16 protein-coding genes are annotated in these 19,921 nt (G+C 72.1%); 7 read left to right on the top strand and 9 right to left on the bottom strand.

Annotated features, from left to right (window positions below):
* Positions 1-54 precede the first annotated feature (54 nt).
* Together J5X86_RS18865 and J5X86_RS18870 are read left to right on the top strand one after the other, a co-directional pair.
* Positions 55-828 (top strand): polysaccharide deacetylase family protein, encoded by a 774-nt coding sequence (locus J5X86_RS18865; protein WP_243980801.1) that lies wholly within the window; start codon positions 55-57, stop codon positions 826-828.
* Positions 829-833: 5 nt separating this feature from the next.
* Positions 834-5,219 carry a lipopolysaccharide biosynthesis protein gene (locus J5X86_RS18870; protein ID WP_243980736.1) on the top strand — a complete coding sequence of 1,462 codons (4,386 nt, stop codon included), beginning with the start codon at positions 834-836 and terminating at the stop codon, positions 5,217-5,219.
* 71 nt (positions 5,220-5,290) lie between these two features.
* Here J5X86_RS18870 and J5X86_RS18875 read toward each other — a convergent pair whose 3' ends face one another.
* The gene (locus J5X86_RS18875) at positions 5,291-6,604 is read right to left on the bottom strand and encodes a xylan 1,4-beta-xylosidase (RefSeq protein ID WP_208517945.1); all 1,314 of its coding nucleotides are present in this window, start codon (positions 6,602-6,604) and stop codon (positions 5,291-5,293) included.
* Between the two features lie 247 nt (positions 6,605-6,851).
* On the opposite strand from J5X86_RS18875, the gene J5X86_RS18880 reads away from it, so the two are divergent.
* A complete protein-coding gene (locus tag J5X86_RS18880; protein WP_208518037.1) occupies positions 6,852-7,964 on the top strand; it encodes a DUF5925 domain-containing protein in 1,113 nt (370 codons plus the stop codon).
* Positions 7,965-8,084: 120 nt separating this feature from the next.
* On the opposite strand, the gene ddaH is transcribed toward J5X86_RS18880, so the two are convergent.
* From ddaH to J5X86_RS18900, 4 genes are all read right to left on the bottom strand, one after another.
* The gene (ddaH, locus tag J5X86_RS18885; protein ID WP_208517946.1) at positions 8,085-8,861 is read right to left on the bottom strand and encodes a dimethylargininase; all 777 of its coding nucleotides are present in this window, start codon (positions 8,859-8,861) and stop codon (positions 8,085-8,087) included.
* A gap of 49 nt (positions 8,862-8,910) precedes the next feature.
* Positions 8,911-9,291 carry a GntR family transcriptional regulator gene (locus J5X86_RS18890; protein WP_078640617.1) on the bottom strand — a complete coding sequence of 127 codons (381 nt, stop codon included), beginning with the start codon at positions 9,289-9,291 and terminating at the stop codon, positions 8,911-8,913.
* 76 nt (positions 9,292-9,367) lie between these two features.
* Positions 9,368-9,958: a TetR/AcrR family transcriptional regulator gene (locus tag J5X86_RS18895; protein ID WP_208517947.1), complete on the bottom strand. Its 591-nt coding sequence runs from the start codon at positions 9,956-9,958 to the stop codon at positions 9,368-9,370.
* 62 nt (positions 9,959-10,020) lie between these two features.
* Complete coding sequence (locus J5X86_RS18900; RefSeq protein WP_208517948.1) at positions 10,021-11,124, bottom strand: methyltransferase domain-containing protein; 1,104 nt, start codon at positions 11,122-11,124, stop codon at positions 10,021-10,023.
* A 93-nt stretch (positions 11,125-11,217) separates the two neighbouring features.
* Between J5X86_RS18900 and J5X86_RS18905 the strand changes: the two genes are divergently transcribed.
* Positions 11,218-11,592 carry a type II toxin-antitoxin system RelE/ParE family toxin gene (locus tag J5X86_RS18905; protein WP_208517949.1) on the top strand — a complete coding sequence of 125 codons (375 nt, stop codon included), beginning with the start codon at positions 11,218-11,220 and terminating at the stop codon, positions 11,590-11,592.
* A complete protein-coding gene (locus tag J5X86_RS18910) occupies positions 11,592-11,927 on the top strand; it encodes a helix-turn-helix domain-containing protein (RefSeq protein WP_208517950.1) in 336 nt (111 codons plus the stop codon). The genes J5X86_RS18905 and J5X86_RS18910 overlap by 1 nt, the downstream gene beginning before the upstream one ends.
* A gap of 19 nt (positions 11,928-11,946) precedes the next feature.
* On the opposite strand, the gene J5X86_RS18915 is transcribed toward J5X86_RS18910, so the two are convergent.
* Positions 11,947-12,693, bottom strand: coding sequence for a cyclopropane-fatty-acyl-phospholipid synthase family protein (locus J5X86_RS18915; protein ID WP_208517951.1), 747 nt, complete (start codon positions 12,691-12,693; stop codon positions 11,947-11,949).
* Between the two features lie 259 nt (positions 12,694-12,952).
* On the opposite strand from J5X86_RS18915, the gene J5X86_RS18920 reads away from it, so the two are divergent.
* Together J5X86_RS18920 and J5X86_RS18925 are read left to right on the top strand one after the other, a co-directional pair.
* A complete protein-coding gene (locus J5X86_RS18920; RefSeq protein WP_208518038.1) occupies positions 12,953-14,362 on the top strand; it encodes an MFS transporter in 1,410 nt (469 codons plus the stop codon).
* Positions 14,359-15,582: an FAD-dependent monooxygenase gene (locus tag J5X86_RS18925; protein WP_208517952.1), complete on the top strand. Its 1,224-nt coding sequence runs from the start codon at positions 14,359-14,361 to the stop codon at positions 15,580-15,582. Before J5X86_RS18920 ends, J5X86_RS18925 begins: the two co-directional genes overlap by 4 nt.
* A gap of 7 nt (positions 15,583-15,589) precedes the next feature.
* Here J5X86_RS18925 and J5X86_RS18930 read toward each other — a convergent pair whose 3' ends face one another.
* Genes J5X86_RS18930 through J5X86_RS18940 form a run of 3 tightly spaced genes read right to left on the bottom strand, consistent with a single transcriptional unit; the run spans position 15,590 to position 19,918 of the window.
* Positions 15,590-16,285 carry a response regulator transcription factor gene (locus tag J5X86_RS18930; protein ID WP_119986647.1) on the bottom strand — a complete coding sequence of 232 codons (696 nt, stop codon included), beginning with the start codon at positions 16,283-16,285 and terminating at the stop codon, positions 15,590-15,592.
* Positions 16,282-17,622, bottom strand: coding sequence for a sensor histidine kinase (locus tag J5X86_RS18935; protein ID WP_208517953.1), 1,341 nt, complete (start codon positions 17,620-17,622; stop codon positions 16,282-16,284). The genes J5X86_RS18930 and J5X86_RS18935 overlap by 4 nt, the downstream gene beginning before the upstream one ends.
* 7 nt (positions 17,623-17,629) lie before the next feature.
* The gene (locus J5X86_RS18940; protein WP_208517954.1) at positions 17,630-19,918 is read right to left on the bottom strand and encodes an MMPL family transporter; all 2,289 of its coding nucleotides are present in this window, start codon (positions 19,916-19,918) and stop codon (positions 17,630-17,632) included.
* Between the last annotated feature and the right edge of the window lie 3 nt (positions 19,919-19,921).

Genomic DNA, 19,921 nt, shown 5'->3' on the forward strand with positions numbered 1-19,921 from the left:
AACGCGAGCCCCGGCCCGGCGCCGAACGCAAACCGCGGCTCCGTGCCGATCCTGATGTATCACGCCGTGGCCAACGCCCCCGCGCGGGCCACCCGTGGGCTGTCCGTCACGCCGGGCGCGTTCGCCGAGCAGATGGCTCTGCTCGGCGAGCGCGGCTTCACTCCGGTCAGTTGCGTACGGCTGGCCGACGCCTGGCGCGGCGGCCCCGCGCTGCCGCCCAGACCCGTGGTGGTCACCTTCGACGACGGCTACGAGGGCGTGCACCGCCACGCCCTCCCCGTCCTCGCCCACCACGGCTTCGAGGCCACGCTCTTCGCGGCCACGGGCTGGCTGCGAGGCCCGCACCAGGCAGCAGGCGCCCTGGACCTGATGCTCGACTGGGGCCAGGTACGTGAGCTGGCCGGCGCGGGGGTGGAGATCGGCGCGCACAGCCACACCCACCCCCAGCTGGACCAGCTCTCCGACGCCCGGCTGTGGTTCGAAGTGGCCCACTGCCGGGATCTGCTCACCGCCGAACTCGGCCGTCCGCCCGTGTCGTTCGCCTATCCCTACGGCTACTCCAGCCGCCGGGTGCGCCGGGTGGTGCGCTCGGCCGGGTTCGGGGTGTCCCTCGCGGTGGGTAACGCCCTGGCGGCGCGCGGCCAGGGCCCGTACGCACTGCGCCGGGTCACGGTGCGGCGCACCACCCGGATCGAGGAGTTCGAGCGGCTGGTGTCCGGGCGGGCGATCGGCCGCGGCTTCGCCGGGGACCGGGCCCTCACCAAGGGATACGCCATGGTCCGCAGATCCCGTCAGCTCTCACGCCAGGTACTACGGAAGGTGACGTGAGCCCGTTGTCCGACACGACCACCCGGGCAGAGGAGCGGACGGCCGCCGCCGAGCGGCCGTCCGACGGCCGGAGCGGTGAGCGCGGCATGCTGTTCCGCAACGCCTACGCGCTGATGCTCAACACGGGCATCTCCGCGGTCCTCGGCCTCGGCTTCTGGCTGGCCGCCGCCCGCTACTACGCGGAGGACGCGGTCGGCCAGGGCTCGGCGGCCATCGCCGCGATGAAGCTCCTCGCGGGGCTCACCGCGGTCACCCTGACGGGCGCGCTGGCCCGTTTCATCCCGGTCGCCGGGCGGACCACGGGCCGGCTGGTGTTCAGCACCTACGCGGCCAGTTCGGTGATCGTGGCGCTGGCCGCGGTGGTCTTCCTGCTCACGCTCAACGCCTGGGGGCCGTCGTACCGCTTTCTGCACGGCCCCCTCCACGGCCTCGGCTTCATCGTCGCGGTCGTGGGCTGGTCGCTGCTGACCTTGCAGGACGGGGTGCTGACCGGGCTGCGCAGCGCGTTCTGGGTGCCGGTGGGCAATACGGTCTTCTCGGCGGCCAAGCTGGTGCTGCTCATCGCGTTCGCCGCGGCGATCCCGACCGCCGGGGTGTTCGTATCCTGGGTCGCCTCGATCGCGGTGTCCGTACTGCCGCTGGGCTGGCTGGTGTTCCGCCGCCTCGTGCCCCGGCACATCACGGCGACGGAGGGGAGGGCGCGGCCCGCGGGCTATCGAGAGATGGGCCGCTTCCTCGCCGGGGACTACACCGGGTCGCTGTTCTCGCTCGTGGTGGTCTACGCCGTGCCGGTGATCGTCGCCTCGCAGGTCAGCGCGGCCGACAACGCGTACTTCTACATCACGACCACCATCGGCGGCACGACGAATCTGCTGGCCATCAACATGGGTTCCTCGCTGACCGTCGAGGGCTCGCACGATCCGGCCCGGCTCGCCGAGAACTGCCGGGCGGCGCTGCGGCGGATGGCGCGCATCATGATCCCGGTCTGTCTCTTCCTCTTCGTCTTCGCCCCCCAGATCCTCGGGGTCTTCGGCGACGGCTACGCGGAGGCTGCCGCACCGCTGCTGCGCTGGTTCGCGGTGGGCGCGGCGCTGCGGGTGGTCATCGAGGTGTACTTCGCGGTGCTGCGGGCGCAGAGCCGAACCTCGGGGCTGGCGGTGTTGCAGGGGCTGTTGTGTGTGTTGGTGCTGGGGCTGACGTTGCTGCTGCTGCCACGGATGGGGTTGACGGGGGCGGGGGTCGCGGAGATCTCCAGCCTGTCGGTGATCGCGTCGATCGCGGCGGTGCGGCTGCGCCGGGTGCTCAAGGGGCACGGTGGGGCCGCCGCCCCGGAGCCGGAGTCCGCCTCCCCGCCCAAGCCGCCTCTGCCGCTGCCGGAGCAGCGCACAGCGCCCGACGGCGATCTCGCGGACCTCGCGGTCTACGGCGACCGCCGCCGCGAGTACGCGGGCCACTACGGCACCCGCTGGGCGCTGCGCGCCGCCCTCGACACGGACACGCTGGCGCTCGGCGTCCGCATGCACTTCCCCGCCACGGATCCGCCGCGAGACGACGACGCCCAGAAACGCCGCTGGGACAAGCGCTACGGGGCATCGGCCCCGGAGACACCACCCCCGGCCCGGGCCACCGAAACGACCGCCGCAGGGACCACCCACCCAGCGCCGGGTGACACCGACTCGGCCGCGGACGGCCGGTGGCCGGTGCTGAGCGCCGGGCTCCCGGGGTCGGCTGACGACGCCTCGGGCGCGGGTCCCGGGCACGTTCGGCCCGACGCGGGCGGCACGGACCACCCGACCGGCGAACCCCGCGTGGCACGGAACGCCTCGGCCCCCGGCCCCCTCGCCCCCGCCGACGCCCCGGACGACGACGCGGGACTCGCCGGAGTCTCCCGAGCGGAGGCGGACGGCGGGCCGCGTATCCAGGCCGCTGGTACGGCCGCTGGTGCGGGCGCTCCCAAGGACCGGTGGCCGGTGCTGAAGCCCGGACCCCTGGGGGCGGTTGATCCGAAACGCGGGCAACCCGGTGCGGAACGCGACCCGGCCGTACGGTCCCAGGCCGCGCGGCGGTGGTCGGTCGCCGCCTCGCCGCTCGGCGAGCTGCCCGATCGGGGCGCCGCCGCCAACGCGTCGCAGGCGCGGAGCGGGGCGGGTGGGGTGCACTCGGGGGGCGTGCCCTCGGAGCGGGCCGCGACCGGTCCGGGGACGGACCCGGCCTCACCGCCCGCCTCCGACGCCACCGATGCCGCCGCCGACTCGGCACGGCAGTGGGACCGGCGGGGCCTGGCGTCCGCCGGTCCCGCAGGACGGCAGGGCGGCTGGGGGGCCGCCGGGCCCACGGACCGGGCCGACCGGGCGGACCGAGCGGACACGGCAGGCTCGGCAGGGCCCAGCGGGCGGCGGGCGGGCCGGAAGGGCGCGGTCGCCCTGTGGGGGGTCGCGGCCGGCGGGCTTGCCCTCTACTGGGTGCCGCTGCTGCGCATGGGGGACGCCGATCTCGACCGTATGGGCGGGCTCGGGCTCGTCTCGGTCCTCCCCCGGGCCACTCTCCTCGGCGCCGTGCTGCTGATCGCCGCCTTCGCCGGTGCGCTCCGGCTCGCGCGGCCCCGGCGCGCCCTGCTGACCGTCGTACTCCTCGCGACCGTCGTCTCGCTGCACGCCGTGCCCGCCGTGCTGGAGGCGCAGCCGCGGTTCCCGACCGCATGGCAGCACTTGGGGTTCCTGGACTACATCGGCCGGACCGGTCACGCCGTGCCCGATCTCGACGCGCGCTGGAGCTGGCCCGGTTTCTTCGCGGGGGCGGCGTTCCTGGCCCAGGCCGCCGGGGTGCACGATCTCTCCGAGGTGCTGCGCTGGTGGCCCACGCTCCTCCAGTTGCTCTGTCTCGCCCCGCTGATGGTGCTGTTGCGCGCTCTGCGGGCGAGCTGGCGGGCGAAGTGGACCGCGGTGTGGCTGTTCGCGCTCTGCGGCTGGGTGGGTCAGGACTACTTCTCGCCGCAGGGGTTCACCTACCTCCTCTACCTCGTCTTCGTCGCCGTCCTTCTGGTGTGGTTCCGCGAACCCCGGGTGCTGCCCGGTAAGCGGCGGCCGGGTGAGGCGGAGGTGACGGCGGCCACGCCCGCCCAGCGCACAGCGCTGCTGGGCCTGCTGATCACGCTCTTCGCGGCGTCCGTGGCGGCCCATCAGCTCACCCCGTTCGTGATGCTGGGCGTGGTGAGCGCGCTGGTGCTGCTGCGCCGGTCGAATCTGTACGGGCTGCCGCTGCTGTGCGGGGTGATGGTGGCCGTATGGGTGGGGTTCCTGGCGGAGCCGTACTGGTCGGGCCACTGGGACGAGCTGTTCGGCGGGGTCGGCGGGGTGGGCGGCAATGTGTCCTCGTCCGTCTCGGGCCGGATCGAGGGCGGCAGCAGCGTGCACCGGCTGGTGCTCTACGTCCGGGTGGCGCTGGCGGGCGGGGTGCTGGCGCTCGCCTGCTGGGGGGTGCTGCGGCGGCGCGCCGCCGGGTTCACCGAGCGGTCGCTGCTGGTGCTGACCTTCGTGCCGTTCCTGGGCTTCGGCATGCAGAGCTACGGCGGTGAGATGGCGCTGCGCGTCTTCATGTTCGCGCTGCCGGGCGCCTGTGTGCTCGGCGCGCTGGCGGTCTTCCCCCGGGTGGGCGCGGACCGCGCGAGGCTGGGTCCGGTGGCCGCGCTGCTGGCCGGGCTGACCCTGATGTCCGGGTTCCTGGTGGCGCGCTGGGGCAATGAGACGTTCGAGAGGGTGCGGCCGGGCGAGGTGGCGGCGATGGAGTACGTCTACGCCCATGACAAGCCGACCGTACGGGTGCTGTGGATGAGCAACGACCCCATCAACAACGTCACCCCCGCGATGCCGTGGGGCGCCCGCGACATGGAGCGGGTCCTCTACGAGCCCACCCTGGCCCCGCGCGATCCGGTGCTGGTCGACAGCCTGGTCACGGGGCTGCGCGAGGCCGGGCCGCACTCCTATCTGATGGTGGGCCGCGGCCAGTCCGTCTATCTCACCCTCGACTCAGGCTATGACGAGCACTGGCAGGAACGGCTGCGGCGCTCGCTGGACCAGCGCGCCGAGCTGCGCCGGGTGTTCGCCAACGATGACGCGGCGCTGTACGAGCTGAAGCGGCAGCCGAGCGGGCCGGTCGCGGAGCCCGCGCCGGGGCCGTCCGGTCCGCTGGTCACCTGGACGCCCTGGTCGGTGGTGGGGGCGCTGGCGGCGGTGGCGCTGATGCTGCTGCTGGCGGCGCGCGAGGTGGTGCGGGTGGCGGTGCGGCCGAGCGTACGGCGGCTGCACTGGCTGCAGGGCTCGTTCTGGTTCGCGCTGCCGCTGCTGGTCGTGGTGGTGGCCGCGCTGGTGCAGCGCTTTGTGACGATGGCGTAGCGACCTCGAAGCGGTGACGAGGGCGGTGGCGACCGTGGCGCACGGTGGCCACGCCCTCGTACGGCGCCAGCTCACCGCTTGAGCCAGCGCACCTCGTATCCGTCCATCCCGAACGACCGGCCGTCGACCTTCGCCTTGATCGGCCGGTCGAGGGTGTTGACGACCAGCACCGCGTCATCGTCGGCGAGCACCTGGACATTGGGCCGGTCGTCGGCGGCGATGTCCACGGAGCGGAAGGTGGTGCCGGGCGGGAACTCCCGGGCGAACCGGCCGAGCAGCTTCATCATGGGCAGCGCACGGCCGCCGTCGTCCAGTTCGGTGGGGCGCCACAGACAGCCGGGGCACCGCTTGCCCGTGGTCTCCGGGTTCCAGTAGAAGGCCGTGGCGGTGCCGCCCTCGGCCAGCCGGATCATCGCGGTGGCCTGGACGGCGGTGCGGCGGCCCTCGCTCCAGCCCGCGCGGTCGTCGCGCCCGTCGGCCGGTTCGACGTACCACTCGGCCCACCACACCGGCAGCCCGGTGGTCCTGCGCAGCCAGCGGGTGACGTCCTGGAACTTCCGCGTGGCCCCGAAGGCGTCCGGGATGAGCCGGTCGCCCTCGCGGGTGTAGCTGGAGCCGTCGACGACGACGAAGTCCGCGCCCGCCTTGTGCTTGTCCCAGTACGTGATCGCGGCGGCGGACCGCTGGTCGAGGGTGCCCCAGGGGCCGCTCACCGCGGCGGAGCCGTCGGCCTCGCCCGGGGCGTCGCTGTCGGCGACCACATACGGGCCGCCGACCTGGTTGTCGGGGTTCTGCTTCTTCAGCTCGCGGTAGACCAGGTTGTAGAGCCGGGTGTAGCCCTCGTAGTTCCAGCGCTTCTTGCCGTCGTCGTAGAAGCCCTTGAACTCGTTCCACACGATGAAGTGGCGCACCTGCGGATAGCGCCGGGCGATCTTTCCCGCGAGCGCGGCGAAGTCCTTGTAGTGCTCGGGGGTGGGCGCGGTCTCCAGGGCCTCCTGCGACCAGTCCGTACGTCCCGGCTCGCCGCCCTTCATCCAGTCGGGCGCACAGCACAGGGTGAGCACGGGCGCGGTGCCGGTCTTGCGCATCAGGGCGATGCGGCGGTCGAGATCCGCGAAGTCGTAGTGGCCCGGGGACGGCTCGGGGTTGCCCGCGCCCCAGCCCATGATGTGCTGGTTCTGCGGCATCGGCCGGCCGGACAGCAGGGCGCTCGCGGCCTTACGGCCGCTTTCCGTGCCCTGGTCGGCGCTGTACTGGGTATGGGTGAATCCCCAGCCCAGCCCCCCGGCGCCGGCCTTCCCGCGCGCCGACTCCGATCCCTGCCGCCCCTCGCCCGCGCCGGACCCGCCGGAGCAGGTGGCCGCCAGCAGTGCCAGCGTGACCATGCCGACACCGAGCAGCGCGCCGGTCCGCCGGCGCCTCTTTTGCCATAACCTGGCCAACCCGCCCCGTTCCCTTCCCTGACGCCCCACAACGGGTAAGAGTATCCGTGAACGCCCCCATTCCAGTGGGGTTCCGTGGAACAGCTCGGTAAACGGCCACAAACCTTGGTGCGCCCTCGCCCCCAGTCCTGGATCATGGGGCCGGGTGCGCTGACCGACGCACCGGCCCCCCGTTCTCAGGAGGCAGACCCTGCCTACGACACCCGCCGAAGAGTCCCTTCCCATCCGGCTCAACGTCGACGACAGCGATTCGCCGTCCGATGTCGTCGACGCGCTCTTCCTGGGGCGCTTCGCGACCGGCGAGCAGCCGTACGCCCGCAGTCACTCCGTCGACCGGGTGCGGTCGGGCGCGACGCTGCTGCCGCCGTCCGCCACCGTGCTGCGCGCGGCCTGCGACGACGACCGCAGCGCGACGCTCGCCGAGGGCGACGGCTGGACGCTGCTGATCTCCCGGTGGAACCGGGGGGCCGATGTGACCGTGACCGCCGTCGACGACGCCCTGGCCGAGAAGGTGCTCCACCAGGCCGTCGACGGCGCGGAGGACGAGCCGGAACCCCAGCCGGAGAACGTGTCGATGGGCTTCTGGTACGTCTCGCCGCGCCGCGGACCGCATCGCACCTCGCGGCAGATCTCGGCCGGGACCTGGGAGGAGATCCGCGGCAACTACACGACACCGGTCGCGGAGGCCATGGACGGGCTGATGAAGGTCACCCCGGACGACATCGCCGGCCGCCTCCTGCTGCTGCACGGCCCGCCCGGCACCGGCAAGACCTCGGCGCTGCGCACCCTGGCCCGGTCCTGGCGGGAGTGGTGCCAGGTGGACTGCGTCCTGGACCCGGAGCGGCTCTTCACCGACGTCGGCTATCTGATGGACATCGCCATCGGCGAGGACGACGGCACGGCCAAGGGGCGCTGGCGGCTGCTGCTCCTGGAGGACTGCGACGAGCTGATCCGCGGCGAGGCCAAGCACACCGCGGGCCAGGCACTGTCCCGGCTGTTGAACCTGACGGACGGTCTGCTCGGCCAGGGGCGCAATGTGCTGGTCGGGGTGACCACCAACGAGGACCTGGAACGGCTGCATCCGGCGGTGGTCCGCCCCGGCCGGTGCCTGGCCAGGATCGAGGTCGGCAAGCTGACCCGGACGGAGGCGGTCGGCTGGCTCGGCGGGGAGGTCGACGACCGGGAAGGTGTGATCGGGCGGGACGGGGCGACGCTCGCGGAGCTGTACGCGCTGCGGCGCGGCACCCGGCCGCCCGCCGTGCCGTCGCAGCCGGGGGACGCGAACGCGGGGCTGTATCTGTGAACCGGCCCCCGGGGGCCGCCGCCCGCAGGACGGCCGCCGGGGGCCCGTGAGCCGGCCGGCCTCCCGGGGCTTGTGAGATGCCCACGGGGCCCCGTGGCCCGGGCCCCCGTGGGGCCCGGCTCAGGCGTACAGCTCCCGGAGCCGGACCGACAGGCAGGTCACACAGCCCTCCATCTTCTCGAACTCGCTGATGTCCACCGGCACCGGCTCATAGCCGAGATCGGCGAACAGCTCGGCGCTGCGCGGCGCGCTCTCCGCCATCAGCAGCTTGCCGCCGCCGAGCAGCACCACATGGGCGCCGGACTCCTCGGGGACGGGGAGGAAGCGGTCAAACGCGTCCGGGTCGTCGACCAGCGGCGGATAGCCGATGACGGTGCCGTCCGGCAGCGCGGTGACCGCCGACTTGAGGTGGAGCACCTTGCTGACCGGTACGGCCACCACCCGTGCGCCCAGCGGCTCCAGCGCGGCGCGAAGCTGGCGGATGCCGTCGCCGTTGGTGCGTCCGCCGCGTCCCACGTATACGGTGTCGCCGATCTTCAGGACGTCGCCGCCCTCCAGCGTGCCCGGCTCGCGGATCCGGTTCAGCGAGCAGCCGAGCCCGGTCACGGCCTCCTCCGTCGTCACGGTCTCGGGCCTGCGGGACTCGGCTCCGGGGCGGGCGATCACCGCGACGTTCCGGTGGACGACCATGGTGTCCTCGACGAACACCCCGTCCGGGCAGTCGTCCACCGGCGGCAGCTCCACCGTCTCCCAGCCGTGCGCACGCAGCGCCACGACATAGACCTCCCACTGCCGCAGTGCCAGCGCGGCGTCGACCGGCGTGCGGTCGATATGGGTGACGAGCCCGTCGGCGAGGCGGGGGCTGGGGCGTCGGACGAGGGCTTTGCGGCTGGTCATGGGGGACAGCATGGCAGGCGGAGTCACCGGCGCAGTGAGCGGCAGAGGTTCAGGCGGGGTCTCCGTAGGCGGCCCGCAGGGCGTCCTCGACGGCGGCGAGGGCCGCCGCGCGGTCCAGACCTAGGCGGCGCGCCCGCTGGACATAGGTCTGGGCGGCCTCGGCGGCCTGGCGCCGTGCCGCGTCACCCGCCGCCGCGATGAAGGTGCCGTGGCGGCCACGGGTCTCGATCACACCGTCCGCCTCCAGAGCCCGGTACGCCTTGGCGACGGTGTTCGCCGCCAGTCCCAGCTCCTCGGCGAAGCCCCGTACGGTGGGCAGTTTGTAGCCCACGGGAAGCGCGCCGGAGCGGGCCAGCTCGGCGATCTGTGCGCGGATCTGCTCGAAGGGGGCGGTCGCCGCGTCCTGGTCGACGGTGATCTGCAAGGCCACGTGGGGCTCCTGGGGCGTGGGTGGAGTGGTTTGTGGCCCCCATTGTGTGCCAGGGCGGGCGCTGCCCGGCCGATGGTCAGTGTGGTCGGCGCAGTCCCGCGATGAGCAGCTCGACCAGGTGACGTGTGTCGTAGCGGGGGTCGGTGCCGGCGCCCGCGCAGAGGCTGCCGACGCCGCGCATGAGCTCGTAGGCGTCCTGGCCGGTGCGGATCTCGTCCGCGTCGGCCGCGGCGTCGAGGAGCTGGGTGCATACGGGCAGGAGCCGGTCGAGGAAGTAGGAGTGCAGGGGGTCGAAGCAGGGGTCGTCGGACTGCAGCACGGCCGCGAGCCCGTGCTTGGTGACCAGGAAGTCGACAAAGAGATCGATCCAGCGCCCCAGGGCGGCGTGCGGAGTCTCGCTGGTCTCCCGCAGGGCCGGACCGGCCTCGGCGAGGGCCTCGACCTGGTGCCGGTAGACGGCGACGATGAGATCCGCCCGCGTCGGGAAGTGGCGGTAGATCGTGGCCGTGCCGACGCCCGCCTTGGCCGCGATATCGCGTATCGGCGCTTCGACGCCCGAGGTGACGAAGACCGCGGCGGCCGCTTCGAGCAGGGCCTTCTCGTTGCGCCGCGCGTCCGCCCGCTTGGGCCGGGCCGCGCGCCCCGCGTCTCGATCGTTGTCGTTCACCGCACCCTTCCCTTCGCCGCCGAGTCTAACTAAACGGGACAGTGTCCCGTAACCTCTGATCGTCAGAGCGGGGTCAGACGGTCGGGGCCCTTGGGGGCAAACGCGATCGGGTCGTCCGGCTCATGCCAGTGGAGGGCGAAGCGGTGGCCCGCGCGGTACGCCTCGAGACCCGCGCGGCAGTACGCCACCATGTCGTCCGGCAGCGCGTCCAGCGGGAACCAGCCGAGCTCGGAGCACTTCTCCGGCTCCCGGTTGACGGGCTGCCGCCCGCCCTCCCCCAGCTCCGCCTCGAAGAACCACCCCGTACGGGCCGCCCCCGTGGGCGCCTTGTGCTGCAGCACGAGGACCGCCCGCACCTCGTCCGGGCCCAGGGTGAGGCCGATCTCCTCGGCCGTCTCGCGGAGCATCGCGGTGCGGACGTCCTCGCCGTCCTCGACATGCCCGGACGGGGCATGCAGCAGCCCATCCGCATAGCCCGTGTTGGCACGGCGGGCGAGCAGAACCTCATCCCCGCGGCGCAGGATCAAATGAACGTCCACGATCTCGGTATGGCGCCGAGCCGGTGCGAGGTCGGCCACCAGGGCATACCGCTCGTCGCGCACGGCCCGCCCCCACAGCGCCGCGTCCGGCGCGAGCTGCTCGACCGACAGCCGCTCGGTCAGCGGCCCGACCAGCGCGGACAGCTCGGCGGCGGGCAGCCCGACGGGGTCGGACTCGCCCCACCGCCCCTCGATCAGCACCAGCCGCCCGCCCGGCCGCAGCAGCCGGGCCCAACGGCGCAGCACCGCCTGCCGGTCCGGCAGCATCCACAGCAGATGCCGGACCAGGACGACATCGAAACTCCCCTCCCCCACGGGCGGCTCCGCCGCGTCCCCGACCAGCACGGTGGCCCCCGTCCCGGCCAGCTTCGCCCGCGCCAGCTCAACCATCCGAGGCGAGCGATCGACCCCCGTCACCCGATGCCCCCGCTCGGCCGCGAGCAGCGCGAGACTCCCCGTGCCACACCCGAGGTCGAGCACATCCCCGGCCCGCCCGGGCAGCCACCCCCACAGCCGGGCGGCCCACGCCTCCCGCACGGCCGGATCCCGCAGCCCATGATCCGGCTCGTTGTCGAAGTCCGCGGCGGCGGCGTCCCAGTAAGCGGTGGTCGAGGTATCGGCGCACATGCCGCGATGGTCGCACCCACCACTGACAACGTCCCGCCTTCGGGCAGGCACCCAGCGTTGCCCATGTCGTGCACGACATATATCGTGCACGACATGAACGACGCGCTGTATGTCATCGAGGTCGAGCCCGAGGTCAGGGCCTGGCTTGAGCTCTTACCCGGCAGGCTCTACCGCAAGGTCGAGGCCTACGTCGAATTGCTGGCCGAGCTGGGACCACAGACCCCGATGCCATATGCCCGCCCACTGCGCGAGGGGGTGGCGGAATTGCGCCCCAGCCTCGACGGCATCCAGACGCGAGTGACCTACTGGATCACGGATGACCGCCGCGTCGTACTGCTGACCGTGTTTCACAAGACCAGGGCGCACGAGGAAGCCCAGATCAACAGGGCTGTATTGGCGAAGAAGGAGTGCGAGGCCGAACACGGCCCGGCGCATACTGATTTCACTCGCGAAGAAGGGGACCAGTGATGGAGCACAGCCGCTGGAAGCGGGCGGGCGAACGTAAGCTCGCGGAGGGGTACCAGGAGTCCGCCGAGATCGAGCAGGAGCGCCAGGAGCACCGTCTGTCCATGGCGCTGGCCAAAGTCGTCTACGACCGCCGCACGGAGCTGGGCCTGTCCCAGACCGAACTGGCCGCCCGGTCCGGGCTGACCCAGGCCAAGATCTCCCGGATCGAGGGGTCCGACACCGTGCCCACGCTGCCCCTTCTCGCGAAGCTGGCCAAGGGGCTGAACGCGTCACTGAACATCGCCATCGACGAGGCCGACGCACACGTGACACTCACCGCCCACGAAGCCGCCTAGGCCAACGTCACCGTGGGGCTCAGGGGCTCTGCCGCAGTACGAGGGTGACGAAGCCGAGGGTGCCGCGGTAGCCGTGCAACCAGCCCGTGCGGTGTTCGGCGGCGGCCTTGTACGTGTCCAGGGCGTCGGGTTCGTCGCTGTGGTCCAGGGCCCAGCGGGACAGTGAGCCGGTCCATGACCACTCGTAGTCGTCCCACTCCCCGGCCGTGCTGACGTGGCCGTAGACGGGTGTCCAGCCGTCGGCGGTGACGCGGTCCACGGTGGTGGCGAGATCGGCGTAGTCGTCCCAGGTGGCGCCCAGGGCAGAGAGGGCGGCGGCGTCGGGTTCGCGCTCCCAGAAGCCGTCGCCCACGAGGACATGGCCGCCCGGGGCGAGGAGTTCACGCGCCGCCGCCAGGGTGGGCAGCAGCCCGCCGAAGGCGTGCGCGGCGCCGACGCTCAGCACCAGGTCGAAGCGGTGCGCCGAGGCGAACACGGAGGCGTCCATCTCGTGGAGGACCAGCCGGTCCGCGACGCCGGCTTCCGCCGCGCCCTCGCGTGCCTGTTCCAGGGCCGCGGTGTGGATGTCCACCCCCTCGGCGCGCATCCACGGATAGCGGACCAGGAGCCGCCGCAGCCAGGCGCCGCCTCCACAGCCGAGGTCGAGGGCGCGGTCGGCCTCGTCCGCCACCGCCCGGTCGAGCAGTCGGGCCACCGACTCGTCGGCGAGCGGGGCGGCGATCGGGTGGTCGGCGTGCGCGAGCTGGGATCTCCGTTGACGGTCCATCCGCTCAGCGTGCCAAGGTCCGCCCTCCACCGCAGCTGCTTTATCAGTGAACGGCTCGGTTCGCCCCCAGGGTGGTTGATCCGCCCGGCCCACGCCGGCCTGTGGTGCGTAGGCACCAGGACACCTGAGCGGCTGGTCCGGGTGCACCAGGAGAAGACGGCGGCGGGAGACGATGCCCGGCGGGACGCCGGAAGGAAGGGTGGGAAGCGCGTGAATCTCGCGCATTCCCCCCTGCCTGACGGTGTCTGGAAGGACGTCCATGTCCCTAGCTGTAGCTTCCCCGGTCCGCATCGGGAGGCTGTCGATCGGTGCCCTCGGCATCCTGGCGCTCGCCCTCGGCACTCTGCAGTCAGTGGTGGAGCCCGCGCTCCCGCAATTGCAGCGTGAGCTGGGGGTCAGCCCTGCCGAAGGGGCATTGATCGGCAACACCCTGCTCATCACCGGCGCGGTCATCACACCCGTCGCGGGCAAACTCGGCGACCGCTACGGCGGAAAGCGGGTGCTGGTCTGGCTGATGGCCGTGGTCTCGGCCGGTGGTCTGTTGGCAAGCCTGGCGCCGAACCTGCCGGTGTTGTTGCTCGGTCAGATATTGCAGGGCGTCATGGTGGGCGCGCTGCCCCTCTCCTTCATCCTGGTGCGCAAAAACCTCCCCGCACGAGCGTCACAGGTCGCGATCGGGCTGGTCATGGCGCTGTTCACGGGCGGCGGCATGGTGGGAACGCTGATCGCCGGGCCGCTTTCGGAAGAGCTGTCCTGGCATTGGATGTTCGCGCTGCCGACGATCGTGATCATCGCGACGACGTTGGTCCTGACGCGGCTGATGCCGCATGATCCGCCGACCCCCTCGGACGACAGGATCGACTGGCCGGGCGTGGTTCTGCTGAGCGGCGCGTTGCTCGCGTTCATGATCGGGCTCGTCAGGGTGACGGGCGCCGGTCTGCCGCCCCTCGCGGTCGTTGCCCTCACCCTTCTCGTGGCCGCCCTCGCGACCGCATGGGTCGCCGTCGAGCGCCGGGCGGCCTCGCCGATGGTCGATCTGCGCATGCTGGCAAAGCCCGCGATGTGGCATTCGTGCGTGCTCACCTTGGTCATCATGGCCGGCTTCGGGATGGTGGCCTTTCTGCTCCCGCAGCTTTTCGCGATATCGGCCGACGGGTACGGCTTTGGACTCAGCACCACCGACATCGGACTGTTCCTGCTGCCCGGCGCCATCGCCGGGGCGGTCAGCGATTCGGTCGGCGGGGTCGTGGCGCGGCGTTTCGGTCTGCGTGCCGTGCTCGTCGGGGGTGCCGTCGTCACGGCGGCAACGACGATCGCCCTGGCGTCCCTGCACACCGCGGCATGGCAGCTCGTCATCGCGAAGGCGCTGACCTCGATCGCCGCGGGCGTCGGCAGCACGGCGTTGCTCACCCGCGCCGCCGCCGCCGTCGAGACCGGGGACACCGGCATCGCCACCAGCCTGCTCGTGGTGACCCGCGTGATCGGCGTCGCCCTGGGCTCTCAGGTCGGCGGCGCGATCCTCGACTCCGGGGCCGACCCGAAGACGGGCCTGCCGACCGAATCGGCCTTCGTCACAGGTTTCGTCATCGCCGGTCTCGTCGCCGCGTTGGCACTGCTCATTGTCCGTATCACGAAGATCCGTAACACGCAGAATGGAGCCCAGGCATGACATCTACCGGCCTGTCGATGGACGTGCGTACCACCGCGAAGCGCACGGTTCTGATCTCCGGGGCCAGTATCTCCGGACCCGCGCTGGCGTACTGGCTGCACCGGTCCGGATACGCGGTCACCGTGGTGGAGAAGGCAGACGCACTGCGCGCCGGTGGTTACCCGATCGACATCCGCGGTACCGCGATAGAGGTGGTCCGGCGGATGGGGATACTGCCGCGACTGCGGGACGCGCACATCGACTCGCGCCGCTGCACCTTCCTCAACGCCGATGGCAGCGAAGTGGCCTCGCTCAACCCGAGCGCCGTTGCCGGCGGTGTCGAGGGACAGGACCTCGAAGTGCGTCGTGGGGATCTGGCGGCGAGCCTGTACGGAATAGTCCGCGACGATGTGGAATTCCTGTTCGGCGACTCCATCGACACCCTCGACGAGTCCGGACAAGGGTTCGATGTCATGTTCCGCAGTGGGCAACGGCGCACGTTCGACCTGGTGGTCGGCGCCGACGGGATGCACTCAGCCACCCGGAAGGCCCTGTTCGGCCCCGAGGAACAGTTCCACCGCTACCTCGGCTACTGCTTCGCCATCTTCACCATGCCGAACACCTTGGGGCTCTCCCGCGAGGTCATGATGTGGAACACCCCGGGGAAGGCCGCGGCCCTCTACGCCGTCGGGGACAACGACGAGCTGCACGCCTTCCTGAACTTTCACCAACCGGAACCGCCGCTCGATGCCCTCCGGAACCCCGACGCCCAGCGGGACCTGGTCGCCACGGTCTTCGCGGGCGCGGGATGGGAGGTCCCTGGCATGGTCAAAGCCCTGCGCGACGCGGATGACCTGTTCTTCGACACGGCCGGTCAGATCCGCATGCCCCACTGGTCCAGCGGCCGCGTCGCGCTCGTCGGCGACGCCGCGTACGCACCCTCGTTCCTTACCGGACAAGGCTCGAGCCTGGCGCTGGTCGGTGCCTACATGCTGGCCAACGCCCTGGCCACGCACCGGGACCACACCGCGGCGTTCGCCGCCTACGAACGCGACGTTCGCGACTTCGTCGCCATGAATCAGGCACTGGTCGACAAGGGTGGGGCCACGCTCTTCCCCACCACCGCCCAGGCGCTGGATCAGCGCAACACCAGGCTGCGTGGCCTCGTCACCCTGCCCTCCGCGCCGGCACGACCGGCCCACTCGGCCCTTACGCTGCCCCCATTCGCCACGATGCCGTGACCTCGGACTACGACAGGGGGTCGGCCCCGCCGCCATCGGGGGCGGCGTGGGCCAGACCCGTCCGGTAGGCGATGACGACGAGTTGCGCCCGGTCGCGGGCCTCCAGCTTCGTCATGGCGCGCTGCACATGGGCGCGGACCGTGAAGGGGCTGAGGAACATCTGCTCGGCGATCTCCTGGTTGGACAGGCCGGTCGCGACCAGGGCCACCATCTCGCGTTCGCGCGGGGTGAGCACGGCGAGCCGTTCGGCGTGACGGGGCGGGGCGTCGGCCGGTGTGGCCAGGAAACGGGCGACCAGGGAGCGGGTCGCGGCGGGGGACAGCAGCGTGTCGCCGTCGGCGATCGTACGCACGGCGGCCAGCAGGTCCTCGGCCCCGATGCCCTTGCCGATGAAGCCGCCGGCCCCCGCGCGCAGCGCCTGCGCGACATACTCGTCGGTCTCGTACGTGGTGAGGATCAGGATGCGGCTGGCACGCAGTTCCGGGTCCGCGCAGATCTCCGTTGTGGCGGCGAGACCGTCCACCTCGGGCATGCGGATGTCCATGAGCACCACGTCCGGCCGCAGTTGCCGGGTGAGTCTCACCGCCTCCCTGCCGTCGGCGGCCTCGCCGACCACGGTGATGTCGTCGGCGGAGTCGAGAAGCAACCGGAAGGCCCCGCGCAGCAGGGCCTGATCGTCGGCGAGCAGCACCCGGAGCGTCACGGCGCATCCCCGGCCTCTCCGTCGCCCGTCCGTACGTCGTCTGTCCGTACGTCGCCTGTCGCTTGGTCGGCCATCCGTCCCTCGATGGTGGTCGCTCCGTCCGTTCTCCGCGTCGTGTCCTTGGCGGGCGGGAGGGGCAGCTCGGTGGAGACGAGGAAGCCGCCCTCCGGGCGCCTGCCCGCGGAGAGGTGTCCCCCGACCGCGGTGGCGCGCTCCCGCATCCCGATCAGACCGTAACCGGGCGGACGCTCCGGCATCGTGGGCGCGCTCCGTCCCGTGGACGCGCTCGGTCCCGTACGGCCGCCCCTTCCGTCGTCGGCGACGGTGATGGTCACGCGGTCGCGGTTCCAGGCGAGGCCCACCCGGGCGCTACCGCTACCGGCGTGCTTGGTCACGTTGGTCAGGGCCTCCTGGACGATGCGGTAGGCGGTGAGGTCCACTCCCGGCGACAGCGGCCTGGCCGTGCCCTCCTGGTGCACCGACACCTCCAGACCCGCGCGGCGGAAGGACTCGAGGAGCGTGGGAAGCCGGGACAGCCCGGGCGCCGGATCGCCGGGCGTGGCCGTGTCCCCGGACTGACGCAACAGACCGACCGTGGCCCGCAGTTCGTCGAGTGCGTGGCCGGTGGTCTCGACAAGCTCCGTCAGGCTCTTGCGGGTCTGCTCCGGGCGGGCGTCGAAGAGGTGGGCGGCGACCGAGGCCTGCGCGTTGGCCAGGGTGATCTGATGGGCCACGAGGTCGTGCAGTTCCCGGGCGATGCGCACCCGTTCCTCGGCCACTCTCCGGCGCGCCTCGCTCTCCCGGCTCTTCTCGGCCCGCTGGGCCCGCTCCTCCACGGCCGCCAGATAGGCCCGCCGGTTCTGCACCGCGTGCCCGAGTACGGCGGCCACCAGCGGGAATGCCGCCACCGCCCCCACCCTGCTCGCGTCCTTCCACGAGAGGGCCCCGAACAGGGGGGTGGAGGCGACCAGCAGCGCCACGGAGGTGAGGGACACCGCGCTCGTCGCGTGCCGTTCGGTGCGCGCGGTGAGCGAGTAGGCGGTGATCACGGCGGGGGCCACGATGAGCGGGCTCAGCAGGAGGTCCAAGAACGGCACCAGCACACCGCTCGCGGTCGTGACCGCCATGGCGGCCAGGGGCGCCCGGTGCCGCACCGGCAGCACGGCACAGGACACCACGGCGATGAGGTAGGCGGCGGCGGGCGGCAGTGACAGCGTACTGCCGTCTTCCTGGAGCGCGCCGCCGAGCAGACAGAGCGCGAACGCCGTCGCGGTGATCGCTCCCTCCCGCCACCACGTGCCGCGTGGTCGCGGGCCACCGCCACCTGTGTTCGTCATGGCCGGCTCAGCCCCGGTGCCGGCCGACGGGGAGCGGCGGAACCGCTGTGTCCGGCACGGTCGCGGAGGCCGGGACACGCCTGGTCAGTGCCTCACCCTCGATATCCACATTCGGCAGCACACGGTCGAGGATACGGGGCAGCCACCAGGCCCGGTGGCCGAGCAGTGCCAGGACCGCGGGCACGATCGCCATCCGGACCACGAAGGCGTCGAAGAGGACGGCGGCGGCCAGGCCGACGCCCATCGTCTGGATGGTCGGGCTGCTCATGCCGACGAATCCGGCGAACACGCTGATCATGATGATCGCCGCCGCGGCCACCACCCGTCCGCTGTGCCGGAAACCGCTCACGATCGCCTCGCCGGGGGACGCGCCATGGACGTGGGCCTCCCGCATCCGGGTGAGGAGGAAGACCTCGTAATCCATGGCGAGGCCGAACACTATGCCGATGATGAGAATCGGCATCAGCGACATGACCGGTCCGGTCTGCTCGATGCCGAGCAGGTCCGCCGCCCAGCCCCACTGGAAGACGGCGACGAGGACGCCGAAGGCGGCACCCACCGACAGCAGGAAGCCGAGCGCGGCCTTGACCGGGACCAGGACCGAGCGGAAGACCACCAGCAGCAGGAGCACCGCCAGGCCGATGACCACGGTCAGATAGGGGATGAGGGCGTCGGACATGGCTTCGGAGATGTCGATGTTCATCGCGGTGGTGCCGGTCACCAGGATGGCGGCGCCCGTGTCGGCCTCGACGCCGGAGACCGCGCCCCGGATCGCGTGCACCAGGTCCTTGGTCTCGCCGCTGTTCGGCGCGGTCCGGGGGACGGCGGTGAGGACGGCCGTGTCCTTGGTCCGGCTGAGAACCGGATCACCGACCGAGGCGACCCCGTCCACTCCCCGTACGGTCTTGACGACCTGGTTCGTGGCGGCCCGGGTGTCCGCGGACTTCGAGGTGTCCACGACCACGGTCAACGGGCCGTTGAAGCCGGGGCCGAAGCCTTCCGACAGCAGGTCGTAGGCACGGCGCTGGGTGGTCTCCACCGACTTGGACTCGTCTCCGGGCAGCCCGAGTTCGAGGCTCAGCGCCGGTAGGGCGACGGCGCCGAGACCGAGTCCGGCGATCATCAGCACGGCCACCGGCCGGCGCAGCACGAACCGCGCCCAGCGGGTGCCTATGCCCTTCGCCGGCATTGCCGCGATGGATTGTCGGTCGCCTGCGGGTTCGTCGTGGCTGGTCGCGCGGTTCCCCGCGCCCCTTCGGGGCGCTCCCGCAGCCTTGCGCACGGCACGGGGCAGGACCCTCCGGCCGAAGAGGCCGAACAGCGCGGGGACCAGGGTCAGTGCGACGAGTACGGCAAGGGCCACGGCGCCCGCGCCGCCCATGCCCATCTTGGTGAGTTCGGGGATTCCGACGACTCCCAGCCCGACCAGGGCGATGAAGACGGTCGCGCCGGCGAAGACGACGGCGGATCCGGCCGTGCCCACCGCCCGGCCGGCGGCCTCCTCCGGCTCGCTGCCCTGGGCGCACTCGTCGCGGAAGCGGGAGGTGATGAAGAGTGCGTAGTCGATGCCAACCGCCAGTCCCAGCATCAGGGCCAGGATGGCGACGGTGGACGTCAGGCCCAGCGGCACGGCCAGCGCGGAGACCAGGCCGAAGGCGATGGCCACGCCCAAGAGGGCGGTCAGCAGCGACAGTCCGGCCGCGACCAGCGACCCGAGGGCGAGGACCAGCACCACGGCCGCCACCGCCACGCCGATGAGTTCCGTCGTACCGCCCGGTTCCTCTTCCGCGTCGAGGGCCGAGCCGCCGATCTCGACGGTCAGCCCGGCGTCCCGGGCCTGGTTCGCGGCGTCCTCGAGGGCGCTCTTCGTCGACTCGGTCAGGTCGACGGCGCCCTCGGTGTAGGTGATCGTGGAGTAGGCGATGGTGCCGTCCTCGCTGACCGCGCCGCTCTCATAGGGGTCGGTGGTCGACGCGACCTGATCGCCCCCGTCCAGCGAGCCGAGCGTGTCCTGGACGGCCGCCTTGTTCTCCCTGGCCGTCACCCGCTGCCCGTCCGGGGCCTGGAACACCAAACGGGCCTCGGCGCCCTGGGAGTTGCTCTCGGGGAAGCGCTCGTCCAGCAGGTCGAACGCCTTCTGCGATTCGGTGCCGGGCATGGAGAGGTCCTCTTCCTCCCCGGCCGGGGCCATGGCGGCGGCGGCCAGGGCCAGCACCAGGGCGCCCAGCCACAGACCGCCCACGAGCCGGCGCCGCCGGAAGACCCACCGTCCGATCCGGTAAAGAAATGTCGCCACCTG

This window comes from Streptomyces sp. NEAU-YJ-81 (genome assembly GCF_017592595.1).
GTDB lineage: Bacteria > Actinomycetota > Actinomycetes > Streptomycetales > Streptomycetaceae > Streptomyces > Streptomyces hygroscopicus_B.